At 64.5% G+C, this 22,889-nt stretch carries 22 protein-coding genes; 8 read left to right on the forward strand and 14 right to left on the reverse strand.

The features are described 5' to 3' along the window. Positions 1-84 precede the first annotated feature (84 nt). Entirely contained in the window at positions 85-663 is a 579-nt protein-coding gene (locus FPL11_RS01770) for a LysE/ArgO family amino acid transporter (RefSeq protein WP_235013518.1), read from the reverse strand. On the opposite strand from FPL11_RS01770, the gene FPL11_RS10220 reads away from it, so the two are divergent. Then, complete coding sequence (locus FPL11_RS10220; RefSeq protein WP_268815730.1) at positions 604-729, forward strand: hypothetical protein; 126 nt, start codon at positions 604-606, stop codon at positions 727-729. The two genes, FPL11_RS01770 and FPL11_RS10220, sit on opposite strands and share 60 nt — an antisense overlap. Here the strand turns inward: FPL11_RS10220 and hemH are convergent. From hemH to FPL11_RS01785, 3 genes are all read right to left on the reverse strand, one after another. Next, positions 711-1,829: a ferrochelatase gene (gene hemH, locus FPL11_RS01775; protein WP_144346975.1), complete on the reverse strand. Its 1,119-nt coding sequence runs from the start codon at positions 1,827-1,829 to the stop codon at positions 711-713. The two genes, FPL11_RS10220 and hemH, sit on opposite strands and share 19 nt — an antisense overlap. 95 nt (positions 1,830-1,924) lie before the next feature. After that, entirely contained in the window at positions 1,925-2,245 is a 321-nt protein-coding gene (locus tag FPL11_RS01780; protein WP_144346976.1) for a carboxymuconolactone decarboxylase family protein, read from the reverse strand. After that, positions 2,245-2,928 (reverse strand): CsgG/HfaB family protein, encoded by a 684-nt coding sequence (locus tag FPL11_RS01785; RefSeq protein WP_144346977.1) that lies wholly within the window; start codon positions 2,926-2,928, stop codon positions 2,245-2,247. The genes FPL11_RS01780 and FPL11_RS01785 overlap by 1 nt, the downstream gene beginning before the upstream one ends. 252 nt (positions 2,929-3,180) lie before the next feature. On the opposite strand from FPL11_RS01785, the gene FPL11_RS01790 reads away from it, so the two are divergent. The 5 genes from FPL11_RS01790 to FPL11_RS01810 all read left to right on the forward strand — a co-directional run bounded on the left by FPL11_RS01790 (position 3,181) and on the right by FPL11_RS01810 (position 7,000). Continuing rightward, a complete protein-coding gene (locus FPL11_RS01790; RefSeq protein ID WP_144346978.1) occupies positions 3,181-4,098 on the forward strand; it encodes an alpha/beta hydrolase in 918 nt (305 codons plus the stop codon). Positions 4,099-4,115: 17 nt separating this feature from the next. Further along, positions 4,116-4,754, forward strand: coding sequence for a GntR family transcriptional regulator (locus FPL11_RS01795; protein ID WP_144346979.1), 639 nt, complete (start codon positions 4,116-4,118; stop codon positions 4,752-4,754). A gap of 77 nt (positions 4,755-4,831) precedes the next feature. Next, the gene (locus FPL11_RS01800; RefSeq protein WP_110882331.1) at positions 4,832-5,188 is read left to right on the forward strand and encodes a helix-turn-helix domain-containing protein; all 357 of its coding nucleotides are present in this window, start codon (positions 4,832-4,834) and stop codon (positions 5,186-5,188) included. 91 nt (positions 5,189-5,279) lie between these two features. Next, on the forward strand, positions 5,280-6,296 hold the full coding sequence (locus tag FPL11_RS01805; protein WP_144346980.1) for a zinc-dependent alcohol dehydrogenase family protein: 1,017 nt from the start codon (positions 5,280-5,282) through the stop codon (positions 6,294-6,296). A 23-nt stretch (positions 6,297-6,319) separates the two neighbouring features. Next, positions 6,320-7,000 carry an SOS response-associated peptidase gene (locus tag FPL11_RS01810; RefSeq protein WP_144346981.1) on the forward strand — a complete coding sequence of 227 codons (681 nt, stop codon included), beginning with the start codon at positions 6,320-6,322 and terminating at the stop codon, positions 6,998-7,000. Between the two features lie 24 nt (positions 7,001-7,024). Here FPL11_RS01810 and FPL11_RS01815 read toward each other — a convergent pair whose 3' ends face one another. Then, the gene (locus FPL11_RS01815) at positions 7,025-8,587 is read right to left on the reverse strand and encodes a BCCT family transporter (protein WP_144346982.1); all 1,563 of its coding nucleotides are present in this window, start codon (positions 8,585-8,587) and stop codon (positions 7,025-7,027) included. 82 nt (positions 8,588-8,669) lie between these two features. Then, on the reverse strand, positions 8,670-12,167 hold the full coding sequence (gene putA, locus FPL11_RS01820; RefSeq protein WP_144346983.1) for a bifunctional proline dehydrogenase/L-glutamate gamma-semialdehyde dehydrogenase PutA: 3,498 nt from the start codon (positions 12,165-12,167) through the stop codon (positions 8,670-8,672). Between the two features lie 88 nt (positions 12,168-12,255). Between putA and FPL11_RS01825 the strand changes: the two genes are divergently transcribed. Further along, a complete protein-coding gene (locus FPL11_RS01825) occupies positions 12,256-12,729 on the forward strand; it encodes an Lrp/AsnC ligand binding domain-containing protein (RefSeq protein WP_144346984.1) in 474 nt (157 codons plus the stop codon). 49 nt (positions 12,730-12,778) lie between these two features. Here the strand turns inward: FPL11_RS01825 and FPL11_RS01830 are convergent, their stop codons facing one another. After that, entirely contained in the window at positions 12,779-14,068 is a 1,290-nt protein-coding gene (locus FPL11_RS01830) for an NCS2 family permease (protein ID WP_144346985.1), read from the reverse strand. A gap of 58 nt (positions 14,069-14,126) precedes the next feature. Continuing rightward, positions 14,127-15,317, reverse strand: coding sequence for a urate hydroxylase PuuD (locus FPL11_RS01835; protein ID WP_235013504.1), 1,191 nt, complete (start codon positions 15,315-15,317; stop codon positions 14,127-14,129). 23 nt (positions 15,318-15,340) lie between these two features. On the opposite strand from FPL11_RS01835, the gene FPL11_RS01840 reads away from it, so the two are divergent. Next, positions 15,341-16,093 carry a TetR/AcrR family transcriptional regulator gene (locus FPL11_RS01840; protein ID WP_144346986.1) on the forward strand — a complete coding sequence of 251 codons (753 nt, stop codon included), beginning with the start codon at positions 15,341-15,343 and terminating at the stop codon, positions 16,091-16,093. On the opposite strand, the gene FPL11_RS01845 is transcribed toward FPL11_RS01840, so the two are convergent. From FPL11_RS01845 to xdhB, 6 genes are all read right to left on the reverse strand, one after another. Continuing rightward, positions 15,980-16,717: an ABC transporter permease gene (locus tag FPL11_RS01845; RefSeq protein ID WP_200833615.1), complete on the reverse strand. Its 738-nt coding sequence runs from the start codon at positions 16,715-16,717 to the stop codon at positions 15,980-15,982. The genes FPL11_RS01840 and FPL11_RS01845 overlap by 114 nt on opposite strands. A 26-nt stretch (positions 16,718-16,743) precedes the next feature. Next, entirely contained in the window at positions 16,744-17,547 is an 804-nt protein-coding gene (locus FPL11_RS01850; RefSeq protein WP_144346988.1) for an ABC transporter ATP-binding protein, read from the reverse strand. Then, complete coding sequence (locus tag FPL11_RS01855; protein WP_144346989.1) at positions 17,544-18,554, reverse strand: ABC transporter substrate-binding protein; 1,011 nt, start codon at positions 18,552-18,554, stop codon at positions 17,544-17,546. Before FPL11_RS01855 ends, FPL11_RS01850 begins: the two co-directional genes overlap by 4 nt. An 85-nt stretch (positions 18,555-18,639) precedes the next feature. Beyond that, a complete protein-coding gene (gene uraD / locus FPL11_RS01860; protein ID WP_144346990.1) occupies positions 18,640-19,155 on the reverse strand; it encodes a 2-oxo-4-hydroxy-4-carboxy-5-ureidoimidazoline decarboxylase in 516 nt (171 codons plus the stop codon). Beyond that, positions 19,152-20,480 carry a guanine deaminase gene (guaD, locus tag FPL11_RS01865; RefSeq protein WP_144346991.1) on the reverse strand — a complete coding sequence of 443 codons (1,329 nt, stop codon included), beginning with the start codon at positions 20,478-20,480 and terminating at the stop codon, positions 19,152-19,154. The genes uraD and guaD overlap by 4 nt, the downstream gene beginning before the upstream one ends. Further along, complete coding sequence (xdhB, locus tag FPL11_RS01870) at positions 20,477-22,888, reverse strand: xanthine dehydrogenase molybdopterin binding subunit (protein ID WP_235013505.1); 2,412 nt, start codon at positions 22,886-22,888, stop codon at positions 20,477-20,479. Before xdhB ends, guaD begins: the two co-directional genes overlap by 4 nt. Between the last annotated feature and the right edge of the window lies 1 nt (position 22,889).

A 22,889-nucleotide genomic window follows, 5' to 3' on the forward strand; every position in this document is an offset into this window, starting at 1 on the left:
TCGGGACGGGCTTCGTGCCGGGGCGGGCTTCGTGCCTGTCCCGAAGTTTTCCACCCCACAAACTTCGTGCCTGTCCCAAACCGCCTACCCCCGCAACACCAGGTGTGCCGCGATCAACCACATCACCACGCCGATGGAGGCCTCCATCAGTCGCCAGGCGAGGGGGCGAGCGAATAGCGGCTGCAGGCGGCGCGCGCCGTAGCCGAGTGCGAAAAAGAACAGGAACGAGCCGGAGACCGCACCGCTGGCGAACGCCCATCGGCCGTCTTCGTACTGTGACGCCACCGTGCCGAGCATGACCACGGTATCCAGATAGACGTGGGGGTTGAGCCAGGTAATGGCCAGACACGCAAGCAGGGTGCCTGCAAGCGTCGATGCGTTGCCACGCCCGGCAACCGCGCCGGCTTCAGGCTGCAGGCCACCCGTTGAGCGCAGCGCCGCCAGCAGGCTTCGAGCGCCGTAGACTGTCAGGAAGAGCGCGCCGGCCGCCCGCATCGCCGGCTCCAGCCAGGGCAGCCAGGCTGTGATCTGGCCAAAACTGGTGACGCCGGCGGTGATCAGGATGGCGTCGGAGGCGGCACAGGTCAGGCATACCGCAAACACGTGCCGGCCGAGCAGGCCCTGCCTCAGGACGAACGCGTTCTGCGCCCCGATCGCGACGATGAGCCCGAGGCCCACCGCCAGACCGGTGGCAAAGACCGTGATCAGCGCTATTCATCCATCCACTGACTGCTGCCCATGGCGCGCGCCCGCTCCAGGGTCTTCTGCGGATCCCGACGGCTGCGCTTGATCGCCGGATCAGCCTCGGGCCAACCCTGAATGTGGTCCACCACCAGATCGGTCAGCATGTCGAGGTGGTCATCGCGTGCGTTGAGTGCACGGATGTAGCGCAGGTGCTCGCCGCCATTGTCCTCGAAGATCTCCGCGTTCTCGCCCTCGATCTCCTCGAGTGTCTCGAGGCAGTCGGCGGAGAACCCGGGGCAGATCACATCGAGCGTTTTCATGCCCGACTCCGCCAGCGACTTCACCGTCGCGTCGGTGTAGGGCTGCAGCCAGACCTCACGACCGAACAGTGACTGGAAGGTCACCTGCCACTCGTCATCCGCCAGACCGAGCTGTTCCGCGACCAGGCGCGCGGTCTTCTGACACTGGCAGTGATAGTTGTCGCCATTGAGCAGATAACGTCGCGGCATGCCGTGGAACGAGAACAGCATCTTCTCGGGCTTGCCGTTGGTTTCGCGATGCTCGCGGATGGTGTTCACCAGCGCCTGGATATAGGCCGGATCATCGTGATACTGGCCGATCAGCCGCAGCTCGGGGATCCGCCGCCACTTCTTGAGCTCGTCAAACACGGCATCGTAGGTCGATCCGACCGTCGTGGCCGAGTACTGCGGGTAGAGCGGCAGCACCAGGATGCGCTCCGCGCCCTCGTCGCGCAGGGCCTGCAGGCCTTCACGGATCGAGGGGTTGCCATAGCGCATGGCGAGCTTTACCGACACCGGACCATCCAGGCGCTCCTGCAGCCGCTCGTCGATGCCGGCGACCTGATCCTTGCCAATGGTCAGCAGCGGCGAGCCACCCTCTTCCCAGACTTCTGCGTAGGCGGCCGCGGATTTTTTTGGACGCGTGCGCAGGATGACCCCGTGCAACAGCAGCCACCAGAGCACCCGGTTGATCTCCACCACCCGCGGATCGCCCAGGAACTCGGCCAGATACCGGCGCAGCGCCGGGGTGGTGGGCGCATCCGGTGTGCCCAGATTGGTGACCAGAATCCCCAGACGCGGGACATCATCGTGGCGGGCGTTGGGTTTGGAGCTGTACATCGGCATGTCGATCGACCCTGCATTGAAGCTGAAACATCAATAATAGGCCGGATCACGCGCGGGGGAAAATGCAGCGCTCCGGCCCAATCGATAGGCGCGGTCTATTCACGCGGCCCGAGGATGTCCTCGATCCACGACAGACCCGCCACAGCGGCCGGAAAGCCCGCGGTGGGAATGGCCAACAATGCGACATGGCGCAGTGCCTCGGGGTCCACCCCTTCCGCCAGTGCCCGCCGTGCGTGCGAATGGGTGGCGCCTTCACTGCCGGTGCCGATTGCCAGGGCCAGTTTGACCAGTCGGCGTGAGCGTTCGTCCAAAGGCCCGTTTTCCGCGGCCGCACGGCCGAGTTCACTATAGGCGGCCCAGACCTCTGGGTGGTCCCTGGCGACGCGGTTGGCCGCCGGCGGCAGTTCATCACTCATCAGGATCCTCCCTGGCCCCGCTCGGGCAGGCTCTGTGTTAACTGATCAACGAGCACGGCGGTCTGCTCCTGACGCTGCTTTGACAGGGCGTCACCGGCGATGCCGCCGCCAACGGCGCCGCCGACACCGCCAATGATGGCGCCGGTGCCGCTGTCATCACCCACCTCGGCGCCAATGATGCCGCCGCCGATGGCGCCCAGAATCTGGCCGGCACGGCGCGTCATATCGGCACCGCTGCGAGCGCTGCCGGAGGCCGACCACAGGATCGTGCCGTTCTGCACATCGACCATCTGGGCGCTCATGCTCATGTCGTCGCCGAACTCGGGCACATTGACCAGCACCACGCTGTCGACGTTGAGGATCTCACCGGCGCGCGCGGCCCCGGACGCGCTGGTCACGGCCGAGCGGGAGAAGTCCTGTTCGCTGAGCACTTCCTTGATCTGACTGCGCTCGATGGGGCTGTAACCGCGGCCCAGCAGGGCCTGATTGAACATGCTGGCCACCTGGTCGCGGGCCGCCTGGCCGCCGATCCCATCCACTGAGACGACCGCCGTGCGCTCGAGGCCGGAGAAGTCGTAGCTGCGGTTGTATTCGCCACTCCCGCTGACCGAGGCGCAGCCAGCCACCAGCGCGGCAAGAGTGATGAGCAACCCGAGGGTCGAAAAACGCCGTGATATCAACATGAGCCTGCTCCGCCATTGCTTGTGGATCGTCAGACCCTCAATGCGGCCTGATCATTCAACGCGATCATTGTACCGCAGTGGTGCGGCGTCCGGCGTCGCAGCGCTCAGGCGCGCCGCTCGGGCCACTGCCGCTTCGCTGAATATTGATACATTAGTCATCCATCCGCCAGAACAGCCCGATATGCCCGCGTCCGAACATGCCCGACCGCTCTCCCCCAGTCAGTGGCCCATGCGTCGCCTGTGCCTGTCGAGATGATCGGCCTGATTACGGCGGTGGCCGTGGTGGCTGCGCTGCTCGCGGGTGGCGCGGTCTGGCTGCGCCGCAGTCTCGCGGCGCCCCGCCGGCCGGTAACGGGGACGCCGGCGGGCTATGGTGTCGTCGCTGACAGTGTGCGCTTCCGCACCCGCTGCGGGCGCTGGCTGTCAGGCTGGTTGCTGGCGGGGGATCCGCGCGTCGGCCGCGTCGTGATCTGTCACGGCTGGGGCGTCAACCGGGTGTTCATGCTGGCCCTCGCGCGACCGCTGCAGCAGGCGGGCTGGCAGGTGCTGGTCTTCGACGTCCGCAATCATGGCAACAGCGATGACGATACCTTTTCATCGATGCCGCGCTTTGCCGAGGATATCGTCGCGGCCGTGAGCTGGCTGCGACGCCATGACACCGGTGACGAGGGTCCGCTGGTGGTGGCCGGGCACTCGGTGGGCGCGGCGGCGACGCTGCTGGCGGCCTCGTGGTGCGACGACATTGATGCGGCGATCAGTCTGTCCGGGTTTGTCCATCCGACGCGCATGATGCAGCGCTGGCTGGCCGCCCGGCATATCCCCTATATGCCGTTGGGCTGGCTGGTGTTTCGGTACATCGAGGCGGTGATCGGTCATCGCTTTGACACTATTGCACCGGTGAAGGTCATCCGCGGACTGGACATTCCGGTGCTGATCGCCCATGGCCGGGGCGATACGGTGATCCCCCCGGCCGATGCCGAGGCACTGGCCCGGGCAGGACCGCCGGAAACGACCTGGCAGGTATGGCTCGAGGGCGGGCATGACCTCAGCGACGAGCTGGCCGCGCAGTGGCCGCGGCTGGCGGGTTTCCTTGAGCAGGTCCGGGCTGAAACCGCCAGCGTTGCAACACGCCGGCCCACGGCGCAATATCCAATGGAGTCGCATCGTTGAGCTGACATCAGGACTTCATGGACACGGTGACCGATCAGATCTGCCTTGCCATCCGCCAGCGCATTCTCGAGGGTGGCTTTCGCGGTGGGGACTTCCTCAAACAGCAGATGATTGCCGATGAGCTGGGGACCTCGCAGGCGCCGGTGCAGGCGGCCCTTTCACGGCTGGCCGCCGATGGCTGGGTGGAGAATATCCCCTACCGCGGCGCCCGAGTGATTGAGTGGACCCGCGAGGACAGTCACGAGGTTTTCGAAATCCGCGCACTGCTCGAGGCGTACGCCGCCCGGCGCGCGGCGGTTCGCATCCGCGCGACCCAGCTCACGCGCCTGCGGGCCATCGTTGAGCAGGAGTTCACCCTGCTGCAGCGTGCTTCGCCACCCCATGACTGGCTGAGTGATCTTAATCTCGAGTTTCACCAGACCATCATGGCCGCGGCTGGCAGTCGTCGCCTGCAGCGCTCGCTGGAGACGGTGATGCACGGCGCCATCTCCGCGCGCAGCACCTATGGCCTGGACCATCCGGTCATGGCCAACGCCATCGACGAGCACGCCCGCATTACCGACGCGCTCGCCAATGCCGACGGCGAAAGCGCCGCTGATCTGATGCAGGTCCACATTCTGTCGGTGGCTCGAGGTCAGTGCGAGGAAGGGGTTTAATTTAGTAGTTGAATTTAATTGCGACGGGGGGATGGCATGACTAGCTTCAACATCGGACGGGGACACAAGGGATTGCCATGGAACGGCAGACAATGCTTGCCGACGCGGACCTGACCGCAAAGCTCAGGGAGTCGATCTCGCCGGCGCTCCCCTACGGTGCCTCCCTCATTGCGCTCGACATTCTGGTGGCGGTGACCCGCGCCAGCAACGCGCAAACGCCGCTGAGTGTGAAGCAGCTGCTTGCGACGCTGCCTTATTCGGTGACGGGGGTTCGCTACAACCTGTCGCAGTTGGTGGCCGATGGCTGGCTGATCAAATCACGCCGGGCGGATGACCGACGTCTGGTACGTCTGTTTCCCACGGAGCGGGTCGCCGAGGCGTTTGCCGAGGTGCGCCGCGAATGCGAGTCCCAGCTGCGCGTTCCCCCGGATTAGGCCTGCCGGGGCGCGAACGGTTGCGTCGATCCGCCAGCGTGCTCAGCATGACGCCCTATAACAGTCAGGCATTCACGCTGAGGAGAAAAATATGGGGAACCGGACACTGACAATCGCCGCTGGCGGTGGCTTCGATCAGGTCAGCCTCGACAACCGGGCCGACCCGCCGGCACCCGCCGCCGGCGAAATCACCGTCCGACTGCGCGCCAGTTCCCTGAACTACCATGACTACGGGGTCGTTAAAGGGCCGATGGCCCCCCGGCACGAGTCGCGTATCCCACTTTCCGATGGCGCCGGTGACGTGACCGCCGTGGGCGAGGGGGTCGACGAGTTTGCCGTGGGCGATGCGGTGGTCAGCACGTTCTTCCCGGACTGGGTGGACGGTGATGCGACCGATGAGGGCTTTGGCGGGACACCCGGCGATGGCATTGATGGCTATGCACGGGAATCCGTGACCCGTTCCGCCAACGCCTTTACCCGCATCCCGGCAGGCTGGAGCCATGCCGAGGCGGCGACGCTGACCACGGCGGGTGTCACCGCCTGGCGGGCGCTGTTCGTAAACGGCAACCTCAAGCCCGGGCAGACCGTGCTGACCCTGGGCACCGGCGGGGTGTCGATCTATGCCCTGCAGATGGCCGTGGCGGCCGGCGCCCGGGTGATCGCCACCTCCTCGAGCGACGAAAAGCTTGAACGGCTGCGGGCGATGGGCGCCGAGGCGGTGATCAACTACCGCGACACCCCCGAGTGGGGCGACGAGGTCCGTGCGCTGACCGAGGGCCGCGGTGTCGATCATGTCGTTGAAGTGGGCGGCCCGGGCACGCTGCAGCAGTCGATGAAAGCCGCCGCCGTGGGCGGGCACATCTCGCTGATCGGTGTGCTCACCGGCGTGAACGGCGACTTCCCGCTGATTCAGGCGCTGTTGCGTCAGCAGCGTCTGCAGGCCGTGCTCGTCGGCAGCCGGCGCGATCAGCAGGATCTGGTCGAGGCCATGGAAGCCACCGGCATCCAGCCGGTCATTGATCGGCATTTTCCGCTGGATCGGCTGGTCGAGGCCTTCCAGCACGAGGAAAGCGGTGCCCACTTTGGCAAGATCTGCATCGATATCTAGCCACTGCAGCGACGGCCTGCGCCATGTGCGGACGCTTTGACCGCCATGTCAGCGCCGATGCCGTGGCCCGGGCCATGGGCGCCGGCGACGGGCTGGAAGAATCCGAGGCGCCGGCCGGTGGTTACAACATCACCCCCGGCCGGCCGATCCTGACCGCCCATGCCGACCCGGCCTCGGCGGCACCGCGGCTGGCGCTTGACCACTGGGGCTTTCACCCGCACTGGGCGGGCAGTGATGCGCCGTCCCCCATCAATGCCCGGGCCGAGACCGTGGCCACCTCGCCCTACTTTCGTGATGCGTTTGCCCATCGGCGCTGTCTGATCCCGGCCAACGGCTGGTTCGAGTGGCAGGCCACCGACGCCGGCAAGCAACCCTGGTATTTCACCGTAGCGGATGCCCCGCTGATCGCCTATGCCGGGATCTGGACCGAGGCCCCGGAGGACCGCACCGACGCAGGCCGCTCCTGCGCCGTCATCACCGAGCCGGCGCGCGGCATCGCCCGTTCGGTTCACCCGCGGATGCCCCTGGTGCTGGACCCCGGGTGCTGGGCGAGCTGGCTTGATCCCCACCTGACCGCGCGGGCCGATATCCGCCGGGCCGTCCAGCGCCTCGACCCCGAGGCGCTTGAGGCGTGGCCGGTGTCCCCCCGGGTCAATCGACCCAGTGAGGACGACCCGGCGCTGCTCGAGCCGGTCGAGCCCTGATCGGGCCCTGCCCGGGGCCGGACCTCAGCGTACCAGGCCCTGGGCCCGCGCCATGGCATAGGCCGCTTTCGGCCCGGTCCACAGCGATGGCAGCAGCACCAGCGACACCGGGATGGCGGTCACCACGATGAACTGCTGCAGTGCCGAGATCTGCCCGGCACCCATGTAGAGCAGGATCGCGGCCATCACCGCCAGGGCGATCCCCCAGAAAGCGCGAACGCCTGTCTCGGGACGGTCGTGCCCGGTGGCGACCATGGAGATGGTGTAGCTCATTGAATCGCCGGTCGTGGCCACGAAGATGGTGGTCAGCAGCAGGATCGCGGCGGCCATCACCGAGCCCAGTGGCAGGGCCTGGGCGACGGTGAGCGTGGCGACATCAAAGCGGAAGTTGGTCAGCGCTTCGGCAAGATCGATGCTGCCGTTCAGCTGATAGAAGATGCCCGAGCCGCCCAGCAGCGTGAACCAGACCGTGGTGGCGACCGGAGCGGCCACGCAGACCGCGAGGATCATTTCGCGCACGGTGCGCCCGCGCGAGATCCGCGCCACGAACAGCGCCATCAGCGGCCCATAGCCGATGAACCAGGCAAAGAAGAACACCGTCCACCACTTCATCCACCAGTCCGGCGCGGTCTGGGTGGTCATGGTGGCCATGGCGAGGAAGTTGCCCAGATACGCCCCCATGCCCTGGGTATAGGCGTCGACCAGGAACAGCGTGGGCCCGAACACCAGGATGACCGCGCCAATGGCCAGTGCCAGGTAGACGTTGAAGCGGCTGAGCATCTGGATGCCGCGATGGATGCCGGTGATCGCCGAGGTCACGTAGATCCCGCCGAGCACCACCAGCACCGCCAGCTGGGTGCCGTAGCCATCGGGCAGGCCGAACAGCACGCTGCCGCCAAAGGCGACCTGGGTGGCCAGAAAGCCGATGGGGCCGACGGTGCCCGCCACCACCGAGATCACGCACACCGCATCGACGACGCCGCCAAAGGCGCCGCGCATGACCCGGTCGCCGAACACCGGATAGAGCAGGGTGCGGGGCTGCAGGGGCTGACCCTTGACGTAGTGTGCATGGACCAGCACCAGACTGGTCAGCCCGCCCAGCACCGCCCAGGCAAGAAAGCCCCAGTGCATGAATGACTGGGCGAGGGCGCCGCGGATGGCCTCGACGGTGCCGGTCTCGGTGTCAAAGGCCGGCGGCGTCTGGGCGATGAAGTGGTAGACCGGTTCACCGGCTGCGAAGAACACCCCACCACCGGCCAGCAGGGTGCACATGATGATGGCCACCCAGCGGAAGGTGCTCATCTCGGGGGTGTCGAGATCGCCCATGACCGCGCCGCCGGCCGGCGAGATGGCCACCGCGATGGCAATGACGAAGGTCAGCAGCAGCAGCAGCTGGAAGTATGAGCCCAAGTACTTGGCCGTCCAGGCGAAGCCGCCGCCCACCAGCTGACTGACCAGATCGACATCAAGGATGGACAGGCCGACAAACAGCAGTATGAACCCTGCGCTGATCCCGAAGACCCAGGGGTCACCAAAGATGCGTTGCTTGTTTGTGCCTGTCCCGTAGTGATCCGGCGTTCTGGCCATTGGCGCTTTCCCCCATGGATAAAAAGCGCCGCATTCTGGGAGCCCGCCCTTGGGAAGTAAAGCGGGGTGCAGTCGCCGCGGGTTACTGCACCTTGGCGAGCAGCTGGGCGTTGCCACCGGAAGCGGTGATGTCCACGCAGACGTGGCGTTCCTGATTGACGTGGGCACGGTCCGGGCGGCCGGTGATCAGCGGCAGTATGACGCCGTCGCGCTGCGCGAGGGCGCGGGCATACGACTGCCCGGTGGGGGTGTCGCCCCACCAGATCGCTGCCGAAAAACCGGTCAGTGTCTCCAGCGCACTGGCTGGCAGTGCCCCGGGCGCCTCGATGGCCACGCCGCCCAGCGCCTCCACCTGGCGACGCTGCTCGGCGGCGGCCTCGACCCCGGGCCCCAGGCAGAGCAGCGGGGCCCGGGGAACATGATAGAGGCGGTTGGACTCGCCGGTGGGGCCCGGCATGTCCATGCCCTGGGCGGGCATGGGGGCATTGGCACTGGCCTCGAGCGTCTCCTGGATGGCGCCGACATCCGCCGGCTCGGCGCCGGGCTGGCCGATGGCCGGTGGCGGCGTCCCGCGGGCGAAGCGGGGCACGTAATCGGGGCCGCCGGCCTTGGGCCCGGTCCCTGAAAGCCCCTCGCCACCGAAGGGCTGACTGGCGACAATCGCGCCGATCTGGTTGCGGTTGACGTACAGGTTGCCGGCATGGACGCGGTCGACGATGTGCTGGACGCGGTCCTCGATGCGGGTGTGCACCCCGAAGGTCAGTCCGTAGCCACGAGCGTTGATGGCATCGATCACCGCGTCGAGGTCTTCGGCTTGATAGCCGGCGACATGCAGCACGGGGCCAAAGACCTCGCGCTCGAGGTCGTCGATGCCATCAACCTCGATGACCGCCGGGCCAACGAAATGGCCGCTCTCGGGGGCTTCGACCTGCTTGATCAGCCGCCCCTGACGACGCGCTGCGGCGACATAATCATTGATCGCGGTGGCCGCCTCGGCGTCGATCACCGGCCCCACGTCGGTGGACAGCTGCCAGGGATTGCCCAGGCGCAGTTCATCCATCGCACCCAGCAGCATGCGCATGAAATCGTCGCGGACATCCTCCTGTACATACAGGCAGCGCAGCGCCGAGCAGCGCTGACCGGCCGACTGGAAGGCACTGGCGATCACATCGCGCACCGCCTGCTCGTGCAGCGCCGTGGAATCGATGATCATGGCATTCAGGCCGCCGGTCTCGGCGATCAGCGGTGCCCCTGGGTCGAGGTTGCCATGCATGCTGCGATGGATGGCCTGTGCCGTTTCGGTCCCGCCGGTGAAGGCGACGCCGTCGATCCGCGAATCAGCGGTGAGCGCCGCCCCTACGCGGGCCCCGTCACCGGGCAGAAACTGCAGGGCCGAGACGGGCACACCGGCTTCATGGAGCAGCGCCACCCCCTTGGCCGCGGTCAGTGGGGACTGCTCGGCGGGCTTGGCGAGCACCGCATTCCCGGCGGCGAGGGCGCCGGCGATCTGACCGGTGAATATGGCCAGCGGGAAGTTCCATGGCGAGATGCACGCGAACCGCCCCCGCGGCTCGGGCTCGAGCTGCCGGGACTGGCGGGCGTAGTAGTAGAGAAAGTCGATGGCCTCACGCAGCTCGCCAACGGCGTCGAGCAGGTTCTTGCCGGCCTCGCGGGCGACGATGGCCAGGATTTCGCCAAAGTCGCGTTCATAGAGCTCGGCGGCCCGCTCGAGGATGTTGCCCCGCTCACGCGGTGACGCCGGCCACGGCCGGGCGGCTTCAATGGCGCGGCTGACGTCATCGGGGCTGGCGTCGTAGACCGTGCTGACAATGTCGGCGGGATCGGCGGGATTGGGGTGGTCATGCCCCTCAGCTCCCTCGGTGGCTGCCCCATCGGCGAGCAGGGGCCGGGCCTCAAAACGGCGGGCGTGGTAAGGCCGCCGGGCGCCCTCGATGCAGTCCAGATCGGCGATGTCCCCCAGATCGAACCCCCGGGCGTTGCGGCGCACCGGCTGGAACAGTTCCGGGCCGTTGGCAAGCTTGGGGTTGACCGGATGGACAACATCGTCGAGCGCCTCGAACGGACAGGCGACCACGGTCTCCGGCGGGACGTTCTCGTCAACGATCTGATTGACGAACGATGAGTTCGCGCCGTTTTCCAGCAACCGCCGCACCAGGTAGGCCAGCAGGTCGCGGTGCTCGCCCACCGGCGCATAGATGCGGCAGCGGGTGCCGTGACGCTGCATGACGATGTCGTGCAGGCGCTCGCCCATGCCGTGCAGGCGCTGAAACTCGAAGGCCTCGGCGGGTACGGCCTGCTCCCCGGCCATCGCCATGATCGCCGCGACTGAATGGGCATTGTGCGTCGCGAACTGGGGGTAGAGCCGGTCGGTCATCCCCAGCAGCTGGCGCGAAACGGCCAGGTAGCTGACGTCGCTCCCGGCCTTGCGGGTGAATACCGGAAAACCATCCACGCCCAGCGCCTGGGCGCGCTTGATCTCAGTATCCCAGTAGGCGCCCTTGACCAGACGCAGCGTCATCCGTCGATCGAGTCGTCCGGCCAGCGCATAGAGCCAGTCCACCGTGTCGGCGGCGCGCTGGCCATAGGCCTGAATGACCATGCCAAAGCCATCCCAGCCGGCGGTGCCGGGGTCCTGCAGGATGGCCTCGGCCACCTCCAGCGAGAGGTTGAGCCGGTCCGACTCCTCGGCGTCGATGTTGAACCCGAGGCCTTTTTCCGCGGCGAGCCGGGCGAGGGCGGTGACCCGCGGCACCAACTCGGTGAGTACACGGTCGCGCTGGGCCAGCTCGTAGCGCGGGTGCAGCGCCGAGAGCTTGACCGAGATGCCCGGATTGTCGCGGGCACTGTCCTGGCGCGCGGCGGCGCTGATGCGCAGGATGGCGTCGCGGTAGGCCTCGAAATAATGCTCGGCGTCCGTCGCGGTGCGGGCGGCCTCGCCCAGCATGTCGTAGGAGTAGGTGAAGCCCTTTTTCTCCTGCCCGCGCGCCCGCTTGAGGGCCGCCTGGATGGACTCGCCCAGCACGAACTGCCGGCCCATTTCGCGCATGGCGCGCCCGACCGCGGTCCGGATCACCGGCTCGCCAAGGCGCTTGACGGCACTGCGCAGGTTGCGGGTGACGCCCTTGCCGGGATCGTCGAGGATCCGGCCGGTCAGCATCAGCGCCCAGGTCGAGGCGTTCACCAGGCTGGAGCTGGAATGCCCCATGTGCTGGCCCCAGTCGGACGGGCGGATCTTGTCCTCAATCAGGGCATCAATGCTGGGCGCATCCGGCACCCGCAGCAGGGCCTCGGCAAGGCACATGAGCGCGATGCCCTCGTCGGTGGACAGGCCATACTCGGCGAGAAACACCTCCATCAGCCCGGGACGGGCGCTCTGGCGGATTTCGCGCACCAGGCCGGCGGCGTCCGCGACGATGGCGCCACGCTGGGCCGGGGACAGTGCCGCCCGGTCGACGAGCCGCTGCAGCGTGGTGATCTCCGAGCGCCGCATGCCATGGGTGAGGGCCGCCGGCAGTTCGACGGGACGATTGCTATCGAGGGCACTGATTCGAATATCCATGCCAATCACCATAAACGAGAAAAAATGATAGATTGGCCTGAAAACGACGGATCAGAAGGTCAAACGAATTGTTCTGGAGGCCTTTTCAATGACGGATGAACCGGGCAAGTCCCTTTCCCTCGATCGTCTGGACCGCGCCATCCTTCGCGTGCTCTCCGTGAACGGCCGCATCAGCGTGGCCGAGCTCGCCCGCCGTATCGGCCGCTCCAAGACGCCTACCCAGGCGCGCCTGCAGCGCCTTGAGAAAAGCCAGGTGATTCGCGGCTATCGGGCCATCCTCGACCCCATCGGCATCGGCGCGGCGCATGTGGCGTTCGTCGAGGTGCGCCTGTCGGATACCCGCGAGGCCGCGTTGCGCGACTTCAACGCCGCCGCCCGCGATATCCCCGAGATCGAGGAATGCCACCTCATCGCCGGTGGGTTCGACTATCTGCTCAAGGTGCGCACGCCCGGGATCTCGAGCTATCGGCGGGTGCTTGCCGAATCGATTTCCAGCCTCCCGTACGTGGCTTCCACCAGTACCTACGTGGCCATGGAAGCGGTCAAGGAGCTGGGGCCCTGAGGAGCGCTCCCGGTGGTTACGAGCCAGGAGCATCAAGGCCCGATCCCCTTTAGATGAAGGCGAACCGCAATGCGAACAGGGCGGCAATCACCCACACTGCGATGTGGACATTCCGGCCCTGGCCGGCGAGGGCCTTGCCAAGGGCGTACGTGATGAAGCCAAGGCCCATGCCATCAGCGATGGAATAGGTGAGAGGCATCGCGATTGCGGTCACAACCGCCGGCGCCGTGTCGGTGATGTCATCCCAGTCCAGATCAGCAAGGCCGCGTGCCATCATGCAGGCAACGAACAGCAGCGCGGGTGCCGTGGCATACCCGGGAATCGCACTGACCAGTGGCAGGAAAAACAGGGAAAGCAGGAACAGCACCGCGATGACAACCGCGGTCAGTCCCGTCCGGCCCCCCACGTTGATGCCTGCCGCACTCTCGATGTAGGTCGTCGTCGTCGAGGTGCCGAGCATGGCGCCGCCAATGCTGGCGCCCGAGTCAGCCACGAGTGCATTGCGCAAACGCCCGAGGCGCCCGCCCTGATCGAGAAACCCGGCGCGGTGGGACAGGCCCACCAGAGTCCCGGAACTGTCAAACAGATCCACAAAGAGGAACACAAGCACGACTGAGATCAATCCCATTTCGAGTGCGCCCGCGATATCCATCTGCAGCAACGTCGGGCTTGGGTCCGGCGGCATTGAGACAACGCCGTCGAACTCAGCCACACCGAACGGCACACCGATGGCGCTGACGGCAAGGATGCCAATCAGGATTGCCCCAGGTATGCGGTGGTAACTCAGCGCGATCATGATCACGAACCCGAGCATCGCCAGCACCGTGGACGTGGCGGTGAGATCGCCGAGTGTGACCAGTGTCGCGTCGCTGTTAACGACAACGCCGGCGTTCTTAAGCGCGATGATGGCGAGGAAGAATCCAATGCCGGCGGAGATGGCCATTTTCAGTGACATCGGTATCGCATTTATGATCCATTCGCGGATCGGCAATAGCGAAATGATCAGGAACAGGATGCCCGAGAGGAATACCGCTCCCAGAGCGGTCTGCCAGGCAATCCCCATCCCCAGCACTACACTGTAGGTGAAATACGCGTTCAGACCCATGCCCGGTGCCAGTCCAAAGGGATAATTGGCATAGAGGCCCATGATGAGACAGCCCAGCGCCGCGGCGACGCAGGTCGCGACGAACACTGCCCCCCAGTCCATGCCCGTATCCGATAGGATGCTCGGGTTGACGACGATGATGTAGGCCATCGTGAGAAAAGTGGTTAGTCCAGCGAGAATCTCACGGCGTACCGTCGTCTCGTTTTCGGCAAGGCCAAAAAACCGTTCAAGCATTGCGTTTACCCCCCAACATTTATTCAGTGATCGTGATGAATTCAGTTGCCAGATGCCCTCATTGCTCTGCCAGCCAAGCGGCGAGTGCCTGCCTTTCGTCGCCCGTCATTCCGGTCATGTTTCCCAGTGGCATTGCATGCGATGCCACTGATTGCGCGTGAACCTGCGATGAATAACGCCGGATGTCGTCGAGCGTTTCCAGACGCACCCCCTGGGGAGGTTGCGCATACCCTGGCATTGACGGTTCCGCGGCATGACAGGACACGCAATGCTTCTCGACAATGGTTCGTACGACGTCGTCAGACACACTGACTGAAGCCGGTGTGACCCGCTCGCCCCCGACGGGGGCGGGCCTCAGGGCAATGCCGAGACCTAGAATCAGCACAAGGGCAGCCGGCCACTGCCATTGGACCCTCAGCCCCGAGTACCCACTGTGGGTTGCGTTGAAGTAGTCACGGATGACGCCCCCGAGCAGGACGATGACCCCCGCGAGCAACCACAGCCATTCGCCGACGAAGGTCATCGGGTAGTGATTGGAGAGCATCATGAACAGCACGGGCAGGGTCAGGTAGTTATTGTGCGTTGACCGCTGCTTCGCCTCCAGGCCCAGTGCCGGGTCGGGAGCCTCGTCGGCCTGAAGCGCGTTCACCACCCGCTTCTGGTTGGGAATGATCACGAAAAAAACGTTCGCGGTCATCCAGGTCGCGACGAGCGCTCCGGTATGAAGCAGGGCCGCCCGAGAACTGAACACTTCGCTGTAGCCCCAGGCCGAAGCAACGACAAAGCCGTATACAGCGATCGCCAGTAAGCCCGTGCGACGGCCCAATGGACTTTTGCATAGACCGTGGTAGACAAGCCATCCGAGTGCGAGAGAAGCCCCTGAAACAAGAATGGCCGCTGAGGCGCTCAGCCCTGAGACGGCCGGGTCGAGCAGATAGGCCTCGGCGCTCCAGTAGTAGCTTACGGCGAGTAGCAAGAAGCCACTGATCCAGGTGAAATAGCTCTCGTACTTGAACCAATGCAGCGTCTCTGGCATCGCCGACGGTGCCACCATGTATTTCTGGACGCGGTAGAATCCCCCACCATGGACAAGCCAACTCTCTCCCTTCACGCCCTCGGGCAGGGTCTGTGCACGGCGCAGGGACAGGTCGAGCCAGATGAAGTAGAACGAGCTGCCAATCCACGCGATGGCCGTGATGACATGCAGCCAGCGAACGAACATGCTGGCGAGTTCCACCCAGTAGTCCACTTCTATACCCCTTCTCTGTCCGTATGAATAAACGCCATCTCAATCGGCATCAAAAGCGCAACCGGATTCTCCGAGCCGCGCGCGACGCGTTCGGACGTGAGGGGTTCCGCGCAACGAGTCTGCAGATGATTGCTGCTCGGGCGGACCTGCCCAAGTCCAATCTCATCTATTACTTTGGTTCTAAGGCTGGGCTTTACAACACCGTTCTGGACGACATCACCCGGGAGTGGAACGACGTTTTCGAGTGCCTCACACCGGAGGCCGATCCTGCGACCGCGATCGGGACGCTGGTCCGGGAAAAACTCCGGCGGGTCATGGCGGATCCCCGTGCCTCCCGGATATTCGCCATGGAAATCATTCATGGTGCGCCCCATCACGGAGGTGCGATCCGCGAGGTGATTCTGCCATGGGTGAAGGCGCGTACTCAGGTGATCGAAGTGTGGATCAGCGAAGGGAAAATGGCTCCGGTGGATCCCCTGCATCTGATTTTCATGATCTGGGCGATCACCCAGCATTACGCCGATTTTCAGTACCAGGTCCTGACGCTGATGGAACGTGACGCGTACAGCGATGCTGATATAGAGCACATCACGGAGACGGTGAGCGGCTTCGTGCTCCGCGGATGCGGCCTTGCAACGGGTAGTGAAGGGCCCAATCATGGGTCACGAGGTCTCGGTACGTTCCGCCCAGCCGGCGAAAATGCGTTCGAGCAGGATAACGGCGTAGTAAATCATGATCCCCATCACTGCGAGCACAATGAGTACGGCGAACATTAGTGGGTAGTCGCCATTGGTCTCGCCCGAACGAAAAAGCGCGCCGAGTCCGCGGCCGTGTGGCGAGACGATCTCGACAAGGTTGGTGCCGATGAATGCGAGGGTCGCGGAGACTTTCAGCGCGCCAAAAAACTCGGGCAGCGTCTTCGGCAGGGCGATCTTGCGGAAAAGCGTGAGTCGCGAAGCACCGAGGCTTCGCAGAATGTCGCGGTACTCCGGTTCGAGCGTCGACAGCCCGATGCTGACGGACACGGCGATCGGAAAGAACGAGATCAGAAACGCCATCAGGACGGTGTTCAGATCGTGCTGGCCGATCAGGATCAGTGCAAGCACCGGGACGAGCGTCGCCTTGGGGATTGCGTTGAACCCGACCAGTAGGGGGTAGAGGGCCTCCCTTGCGATTCGTGAAAACCCCATGACCATGCCGATGGTCGTCCCCACGACCACTGACAGGCTCAGCCCAGCAACGGTCCGCCATAGGGTCTGCCAGCCCATTTCTATGAACAGGCCGGAGTAATTGACGAATGCCGCTGGCAGGTCGGAGGGCGCCGCCATCTTATAGGGCGGCCAGTCATTGACCCAGACCAGTGCTTCCCACAGAAGCAGGAACACAATGATCGCGCCCACCGGTATCGCAATCCTGTGTTTCCAGTTCATGAGGCCTCCGCGATCGTATCCGGCCTGCCCCGGCCCTGGGCGATCCGGATCTGCTCCCTCAGGGTGGCCAGCATGTCGACGGAGCGGTTGTCGTAGAGCACCTCAATGTCACGATCTTCCGGAAGATCGACGCTGAGCGTGTACTGAGTCTGCGCAGGACGCCCCGAGAGCACGACGACCTGATCGCCGAGGAACACACTCTCACGCAGGTCGTGTGTGATCAGAAGGGTTGTGAAGGGCTCTTCGCGTCGAAGATTGCGCAGCGTCTGCCAGAGATCCTCCCGCGTGAACGCGTCAAGGGCGCCGAAGGGCTCATCCAGAATCACCACCTCGGGCTTGTGGACGATGGCCCGGCACAACGAGGCGCGCTGGCGCATGCCACCGGACAGCTCAGAGGGACGCTTGCGCTCGAACCCGGCCAGACCAACCATCTCGAGAAGCTGCATCGCGCGCTCCACGCGGGTCCGCTGCGGCATTCCCGGCGCAACGATCTCAAGCGGAAGCACCACGTTGTCCACGATCGTGCGCCATTCCAGCAGCACCGGATTCTGGAAGGCCATCCCCACACTGCTTCGCGGCGAGGTCACCCATTGGCCATGCAACCTCACGCCGCCCTCGTCGGGCATCATCAGCCCGGCGACGAGTTTGGTCAGCGTGGATTTCCCGCATCCGGACGGCCCGACCACGGCGGCAAACTCGTTCTCGGGAACGCTGATATTGAGGTTTTCCAGAACGGGGAGAGGCCCCGCCGCCGTCGCATAGGCGTGCGAGACCCCGTCGATCTCGATCAGCCCCCTCATTCCAGCATCCGCTCCTCGACAGGTGGCAGGTAGGAATCATCGAAGAATCGCTCGATCGCGGGCGGGTTCTCGAAGTCATAGACCAGCCGGGTCTGCTCGATGGCCGTTTCCATGCGTGTCGCATCGATGCCGCCCATTCCGTTAGCCTGAACGTCATCGGTCAGTACATTCGCCTCGATCGAGAGGCTTAGACGCTGGGTCTCGCTGGCGGTGTCAATGGCGGGGTTGGCCGGCACCATGGCCTCGACGGCCGCCTGAGGATCCTCAATGGCCTCCTCCCAACCGGTGGCAATCGCCGCGAGAAAGCCAGTGACGGCCTCCGGGTTGGCCTGCGCAAAGTCGGTGTTCACGATGATGGCATTGCCGTAGAGATCGACGCCGTAATCCGCCATCAGCATCACGCTCAGATCCTCCCGCGGCACACCCAGGCGAAGGAGGTTGAGGGTGGACGAGAACGAGAAGCCGGCAATGGCATCAACCTCACCGTCAGCGAGCATCGGTTCGCGGACCGGGAACCCGACGGGCTCAACGGTCATTGAGTCCTGATCAATGCCCGCCTCGCGAGCAAAGATCGGAAACTGCGCCCAGGCCCCATCCGGTGGCGGTGCGCCCAGAATACGTCCCTCCAGATCAGTGGGTGATTCCACCCCGAGCGACTTGCGTCCAACGATCGAAAACGGTGGTTTGTCGTAAACCATCATCACCGCGGTCACGGGGGCATCCGGGTTCTGGTCAATAAATCGCATCAGGGAGTTGATGTCGGCGAACCCAAAGGGAAAGGACCCGGTTGCCACTTTGGGGATTGCATCCAACGACCCCGACCCTTCGGCAATTTCGATATCAAGCCCCGCATCCGCGAAATAACCGCGCTCCTGTGCGAGGAAATAGGGCGCTGCCGGTCCCTCGAATTTCCAGTCCAGAGCAAAGCCGGCGTCTATGGTGTCGGCGAGTGCGGTTGACGGCAGTATGGTCGTCAATGCTGTGGCCAGCATGGCTTTTCGGATCATCGGAGCCCCCTTTGATGGTCATTGACTTTCACTCTACAGGAGCAACTTTCGTGCCAGTCGTCAGGGCGATGCCACCGGCTTTGGTTCAGAGTGATCGCAGGCGATTTGCTGCAATCTGGTGCACTTGATGCAGTGCGGCGCACCTTTCTGTGGCTTGATCATTGTTGATGCGTGATTCGAATGCCGAGAGGATAGCGTGTCGATCCAGACCGCGGACCGCAATGATGAAAGGGAAGCCAAACTTGTCCCGATAGGCGCGGTTGAGCTCCTGGAAACGACTGAACTGCTCCGGGGTGCAGGCGCTGATCCCCGCGTCAGCCTGCTCGCCGCGGCTTGCATCAGTCAGCTCACCGGCCACCGCCGCACGCCCGGCCAGATCCGGATGGGCGCGCAGCACCGCAAGAACCGCGTCTGAGCCGGCCGCCTCGAGTGCCTTCGCCATCCGCTCATGCAAACGGGCGATCGTATTGCACTGCGAATCGATGCCGGCATCGAATACCTGAGCGGCGATCCAGGATGAGTGTTCGTAGACGCCGCCGAAGATCGCAATGAATCTGTCTCGGGACAGCGCTGTAACATCAAGGGTCTTGAACTGGCTCATGAAACACTCGCTGATGGCCGGTTGTGGACAATGACGCCTCCTGCGACTGTCTGCTGGACACAGCGGTCATCGCCGAGGACGAACAGGGTGAACAGTCGTTCGCTGATATCCCGCGGCGGCACGCTTCGGTGTCGCAGCGCCGGCGTGCCTTCGAGGTCGAGGATCACGAAATCCGCCTCCCTGCCGGTTGTCAGGGAGCCGATCCGCTGATCCAGGCGCAACGCCCGTGCACCGCCGAGGGTCATCAGGTAAAGCGCCTGGATCGGCTCGAGCGACTGGCCCTGCAGCTTGCAGACCTTATGGGCCTCATCAACGCAACGCAGCTGTGACAGGCTGTTCCCCGCGCCGATGTCCGTGCCGAGCCCAATCCGCAGCCGGTGTTCGGTGGCGCGTCGTAGGTCGAACAGCCCACTCCCCAAGGCGAGGTTAGACATCGGGCAGAAGGCCACGGCGGCGTCGTGATGCGCGAGGCATTGATAATCGGCCGCATTCAGATGAATGGAATGCGCGAACACTGAGCGATCACCGACAAGCCCATGTGCTCGGTAGACTGAGAGGTAGTCATCGTATTCGGGAAAGGCCTGGGCGACCGCAGTGATTTCATCCGCGTTCTCACACAGGTGGGTGTGCAGAAGGACATCGGGGAACGCCTCCAGCAATCGCCCGGCCACGGCCAGCTGTTCCCGGGAACTGGTCAGCGCGAAGCGGGGGGTGACGGCATAGCCGAGCCGTCCGCGCCCCTGCCACCGCTCGATGAGGTCACGGGTCTGGCGTTCGCTCTCGGCCGCCGTGTCCATCAATCCGGTGGGGGCGTTCTGGTCCATGAGGACCTTGCCGGTGATCATGCGGAGGTTGCGGTGTAGAGCCGCCTCAAAGAATGCGTCCACTGATTCGGGGTGAACCGTGGGAAAGACCAGAGCCGTGGTCGTGCCGTTCGCCAGCAGGTCGTCCAGAAAGCCTTCCGCGATCGAGCGGGCATGGACGGGATCGGCGAAAGCCATCTCTGCTGGCAGGGCAGCTTCCTCCAGCCAGGTCAGAAGCTCTCCGGCGTAGGCCCCCATCATTCCCAGTTGTGAATAGTGAACATGCGTGTCAACGAACCCCGGGGTGATGATGGCCTCCGGCAGGTGATGCAGCTCAATGTCCGGGGACAGTTCGGGAATGATCCGGTCCGCGGGGCCGACCGCTTCTATATACTCGCCCTGTGTGACGATGACGCCGTCCGGGAGGTACTCGAAAGCCGCATCGCCGCCCACCTGAGCGGGATCATCGATGCAGTGGGCGAGTTGGGCGCGCCAGGCTCGACGACCCGGTGACGAGGTCATTCGGTGACGGCCCTGTCGGATCGGTGGCGTTCGCTTCCAGCATGCCGGGCGGGCCTGGATGTGGACGCATCACTCACCGACCGCGTCGCCCAGAATACGCGCTCGGGTGTCGCGGGCGCGTCCATCACTGGATGTGTCCGGTGCCCGTCGACGCTTGCAATCGCATCCTTGATCGCGCACCACGCTGAAATACCGAGCATCAGCGGCGGTTCCCCCACTGCCTTGGACCGGAACACAGTGTCTTCAGGGTTCGGTCGGCTTTCCACCAGATCAACATGGAAAGCCGACGGCATGTCCGAGGCCGCCGGAATCTTATAGGTGGCGGGCCCCGGCGTCATCAAACGTCCGGACTCGTCCCAGACCAGCTCCTCGGTGGTCAACCAGCCAACGCCCTGTGCATAGCCGCCTTCAATCTGGCCAATATCGATCGCCGGGTTGAGAGACTGACCGACGTCGTGAAGGATGTCGGTCCGGAGGAGTCTGTACTCGCCGGTCTGCGTATCGATGATCACTTCGCTGCAGGCGACGCCATAGGCAAAATAATAGAACGGTTTGCCGGCTGCCCGGTCGCGGTCATAGTGGATCTTCGGGGTGCGGTAATATCCGGTACTCGAGAGTGATATCCGCGATTGGTAGGCAAGGCCGATCAATGCCTCGAACGTCATGGTTTCGTTCCGCAGGTACACCATCCCGTTCCAGAAGGCGACTTCCTCTGGCGTGATACGGAAATGCGCCGCCGCGAAATCAACCAGCCGCTGGCGGATGGTGTCGGCTGCATTGCGGGCGGCCATTCCGTTGAGATCCGCTCCCGACGAGGCCGCCGTGGGTGAGGTGTTGGGAACTTTGTCCGTCCGTGTGGCGGTGATGCGAATCCGATCGGTCTCGATCTGAAAGACTTCGGCGACGATCTGCTGCACTTTGGTGTTGAGGCCCTGCCCCATTTCAGTGCCGCCGTGGTTCAGATGGATGCTTCCGTCGGTGTAGACATGGATGAGCGCGCCAGCCTGATTGAGGAAAGTCGTGGTGAACGAAATGCCGAATTTCACCGGCGTTAACGCCATTCCCCGCTTGAGGACGCGATGCGCGTCGTTGAACGTGTCGATGGCTTCGCGTCGGGCGTGATAGTCGGCGCTTTCAACCAGCTGGGTGGTCATCTCATCGAGCAGGCCGTCCTGCTCAAGCGTCTGGTAGTAGTGGGTGGTGTTGCGCGCGGCCCCGTCGTAATAGTTGCGACGCCGGACCTCGAGGGGGTCCAGTCCGAGCCCGCGGGCGATGCGGTCCATGATTTCCTCAATCACTAGCATCCCCTGAGGCCCACCGAAGCCGCGGAAGGCGGTGTTCGATGCCAGATGCGTCTTGCAGCGATAGCCAGTGACCCGAGCATCGCCGAGGTAGTAGGCGTTGTCGACATGGAACATGGCGCGATCGACGATGGCACCGGAGAGGTCCGGTGAATAGCCACAGTTCGCCGCCAGGTCGATGATGACGCCACTGAGTCGACCGGTGTCGTCGTAGCCGACCTGGTAGCGCGCGAGGAATGGATGGCGTTTGCCGGTCATGAGGGTGTCATCGCGGCGGGACAGGCGCATCCGCGTGGGTCGTTGTGTCCGGTTGGCGACGACCGCCGCGAGGCAGGCCGGGCCCGCCGCCTGTGTCTCCTTGCCACCAAAGCCGCCCCCCATGCGGCGCGTATCAACGGTTACAGCATTCATGTCGATGCCCAGCACGCTCGCGACCAGCTTCTGGATTTCCGTGGGGTTCTGCGTCGACGAGTAGACCAGCATGCCGTCATCCTCGGTCGGCATGACCGCAACCGCCTGCCCCTCGAGGTAGAAGTGCTCCTGACCGCCGATCTCGAGCTCTCCGTCAATTCGGTTTCTGGCTCGTTGCAGGGCGCCATCGGCGTCACCCCGCTCCTGACGGTGCGGGTCGAGCACGAAGTGTTCCCGTTCGAGGGCTTCGCGGATATCGAGGATGGGTCTGAGTTCCTCATAATCGATTCGCACGGCATGGGCGGCTGCACGGGCCTGGTCGGCCGTATCGGCGGCGACGGCCACGACGGGCTGACCGACGTACTCCACGACATCCCTGGCAAGGAGGGGGTCGCCACCGTAAACGGGCCCGATATCCAGAGCCCCGGGAACATCCTCGGCGGTGATTACCGCAGCAACACCCGGCATAGAGCGGGCGGTGGTCGTGTCGATCGCTTTGATCCGAGCGTGGGCATAGTCGCTGAGGTGGGCGTGGAGGTAGAGCTGATTGGCGAAAGACAGTCGATCCGCGACATAGGTGGCGGCGCCGGTGACGTGCTTGTCGCCACTTTCGTGTTTCTTGCCGCGTGTCACGCCGGTGACGAGGTCGGCCTTGAAGCGCGCCTCCATGGCCTGACGGTCGTGTGCGGCTGGCACT

The organism is Spiribacter aquaticus (genome assembly GCF_007625215.1).
In the GTDB taxonomy this organism is placed as follows: domain Bacteria; phylum Pseudomonadota; class Gammaproteobacteria; order Nitrococcales; family Nitrococcaceae; genus Spiribacter; species Spiribacter roseus.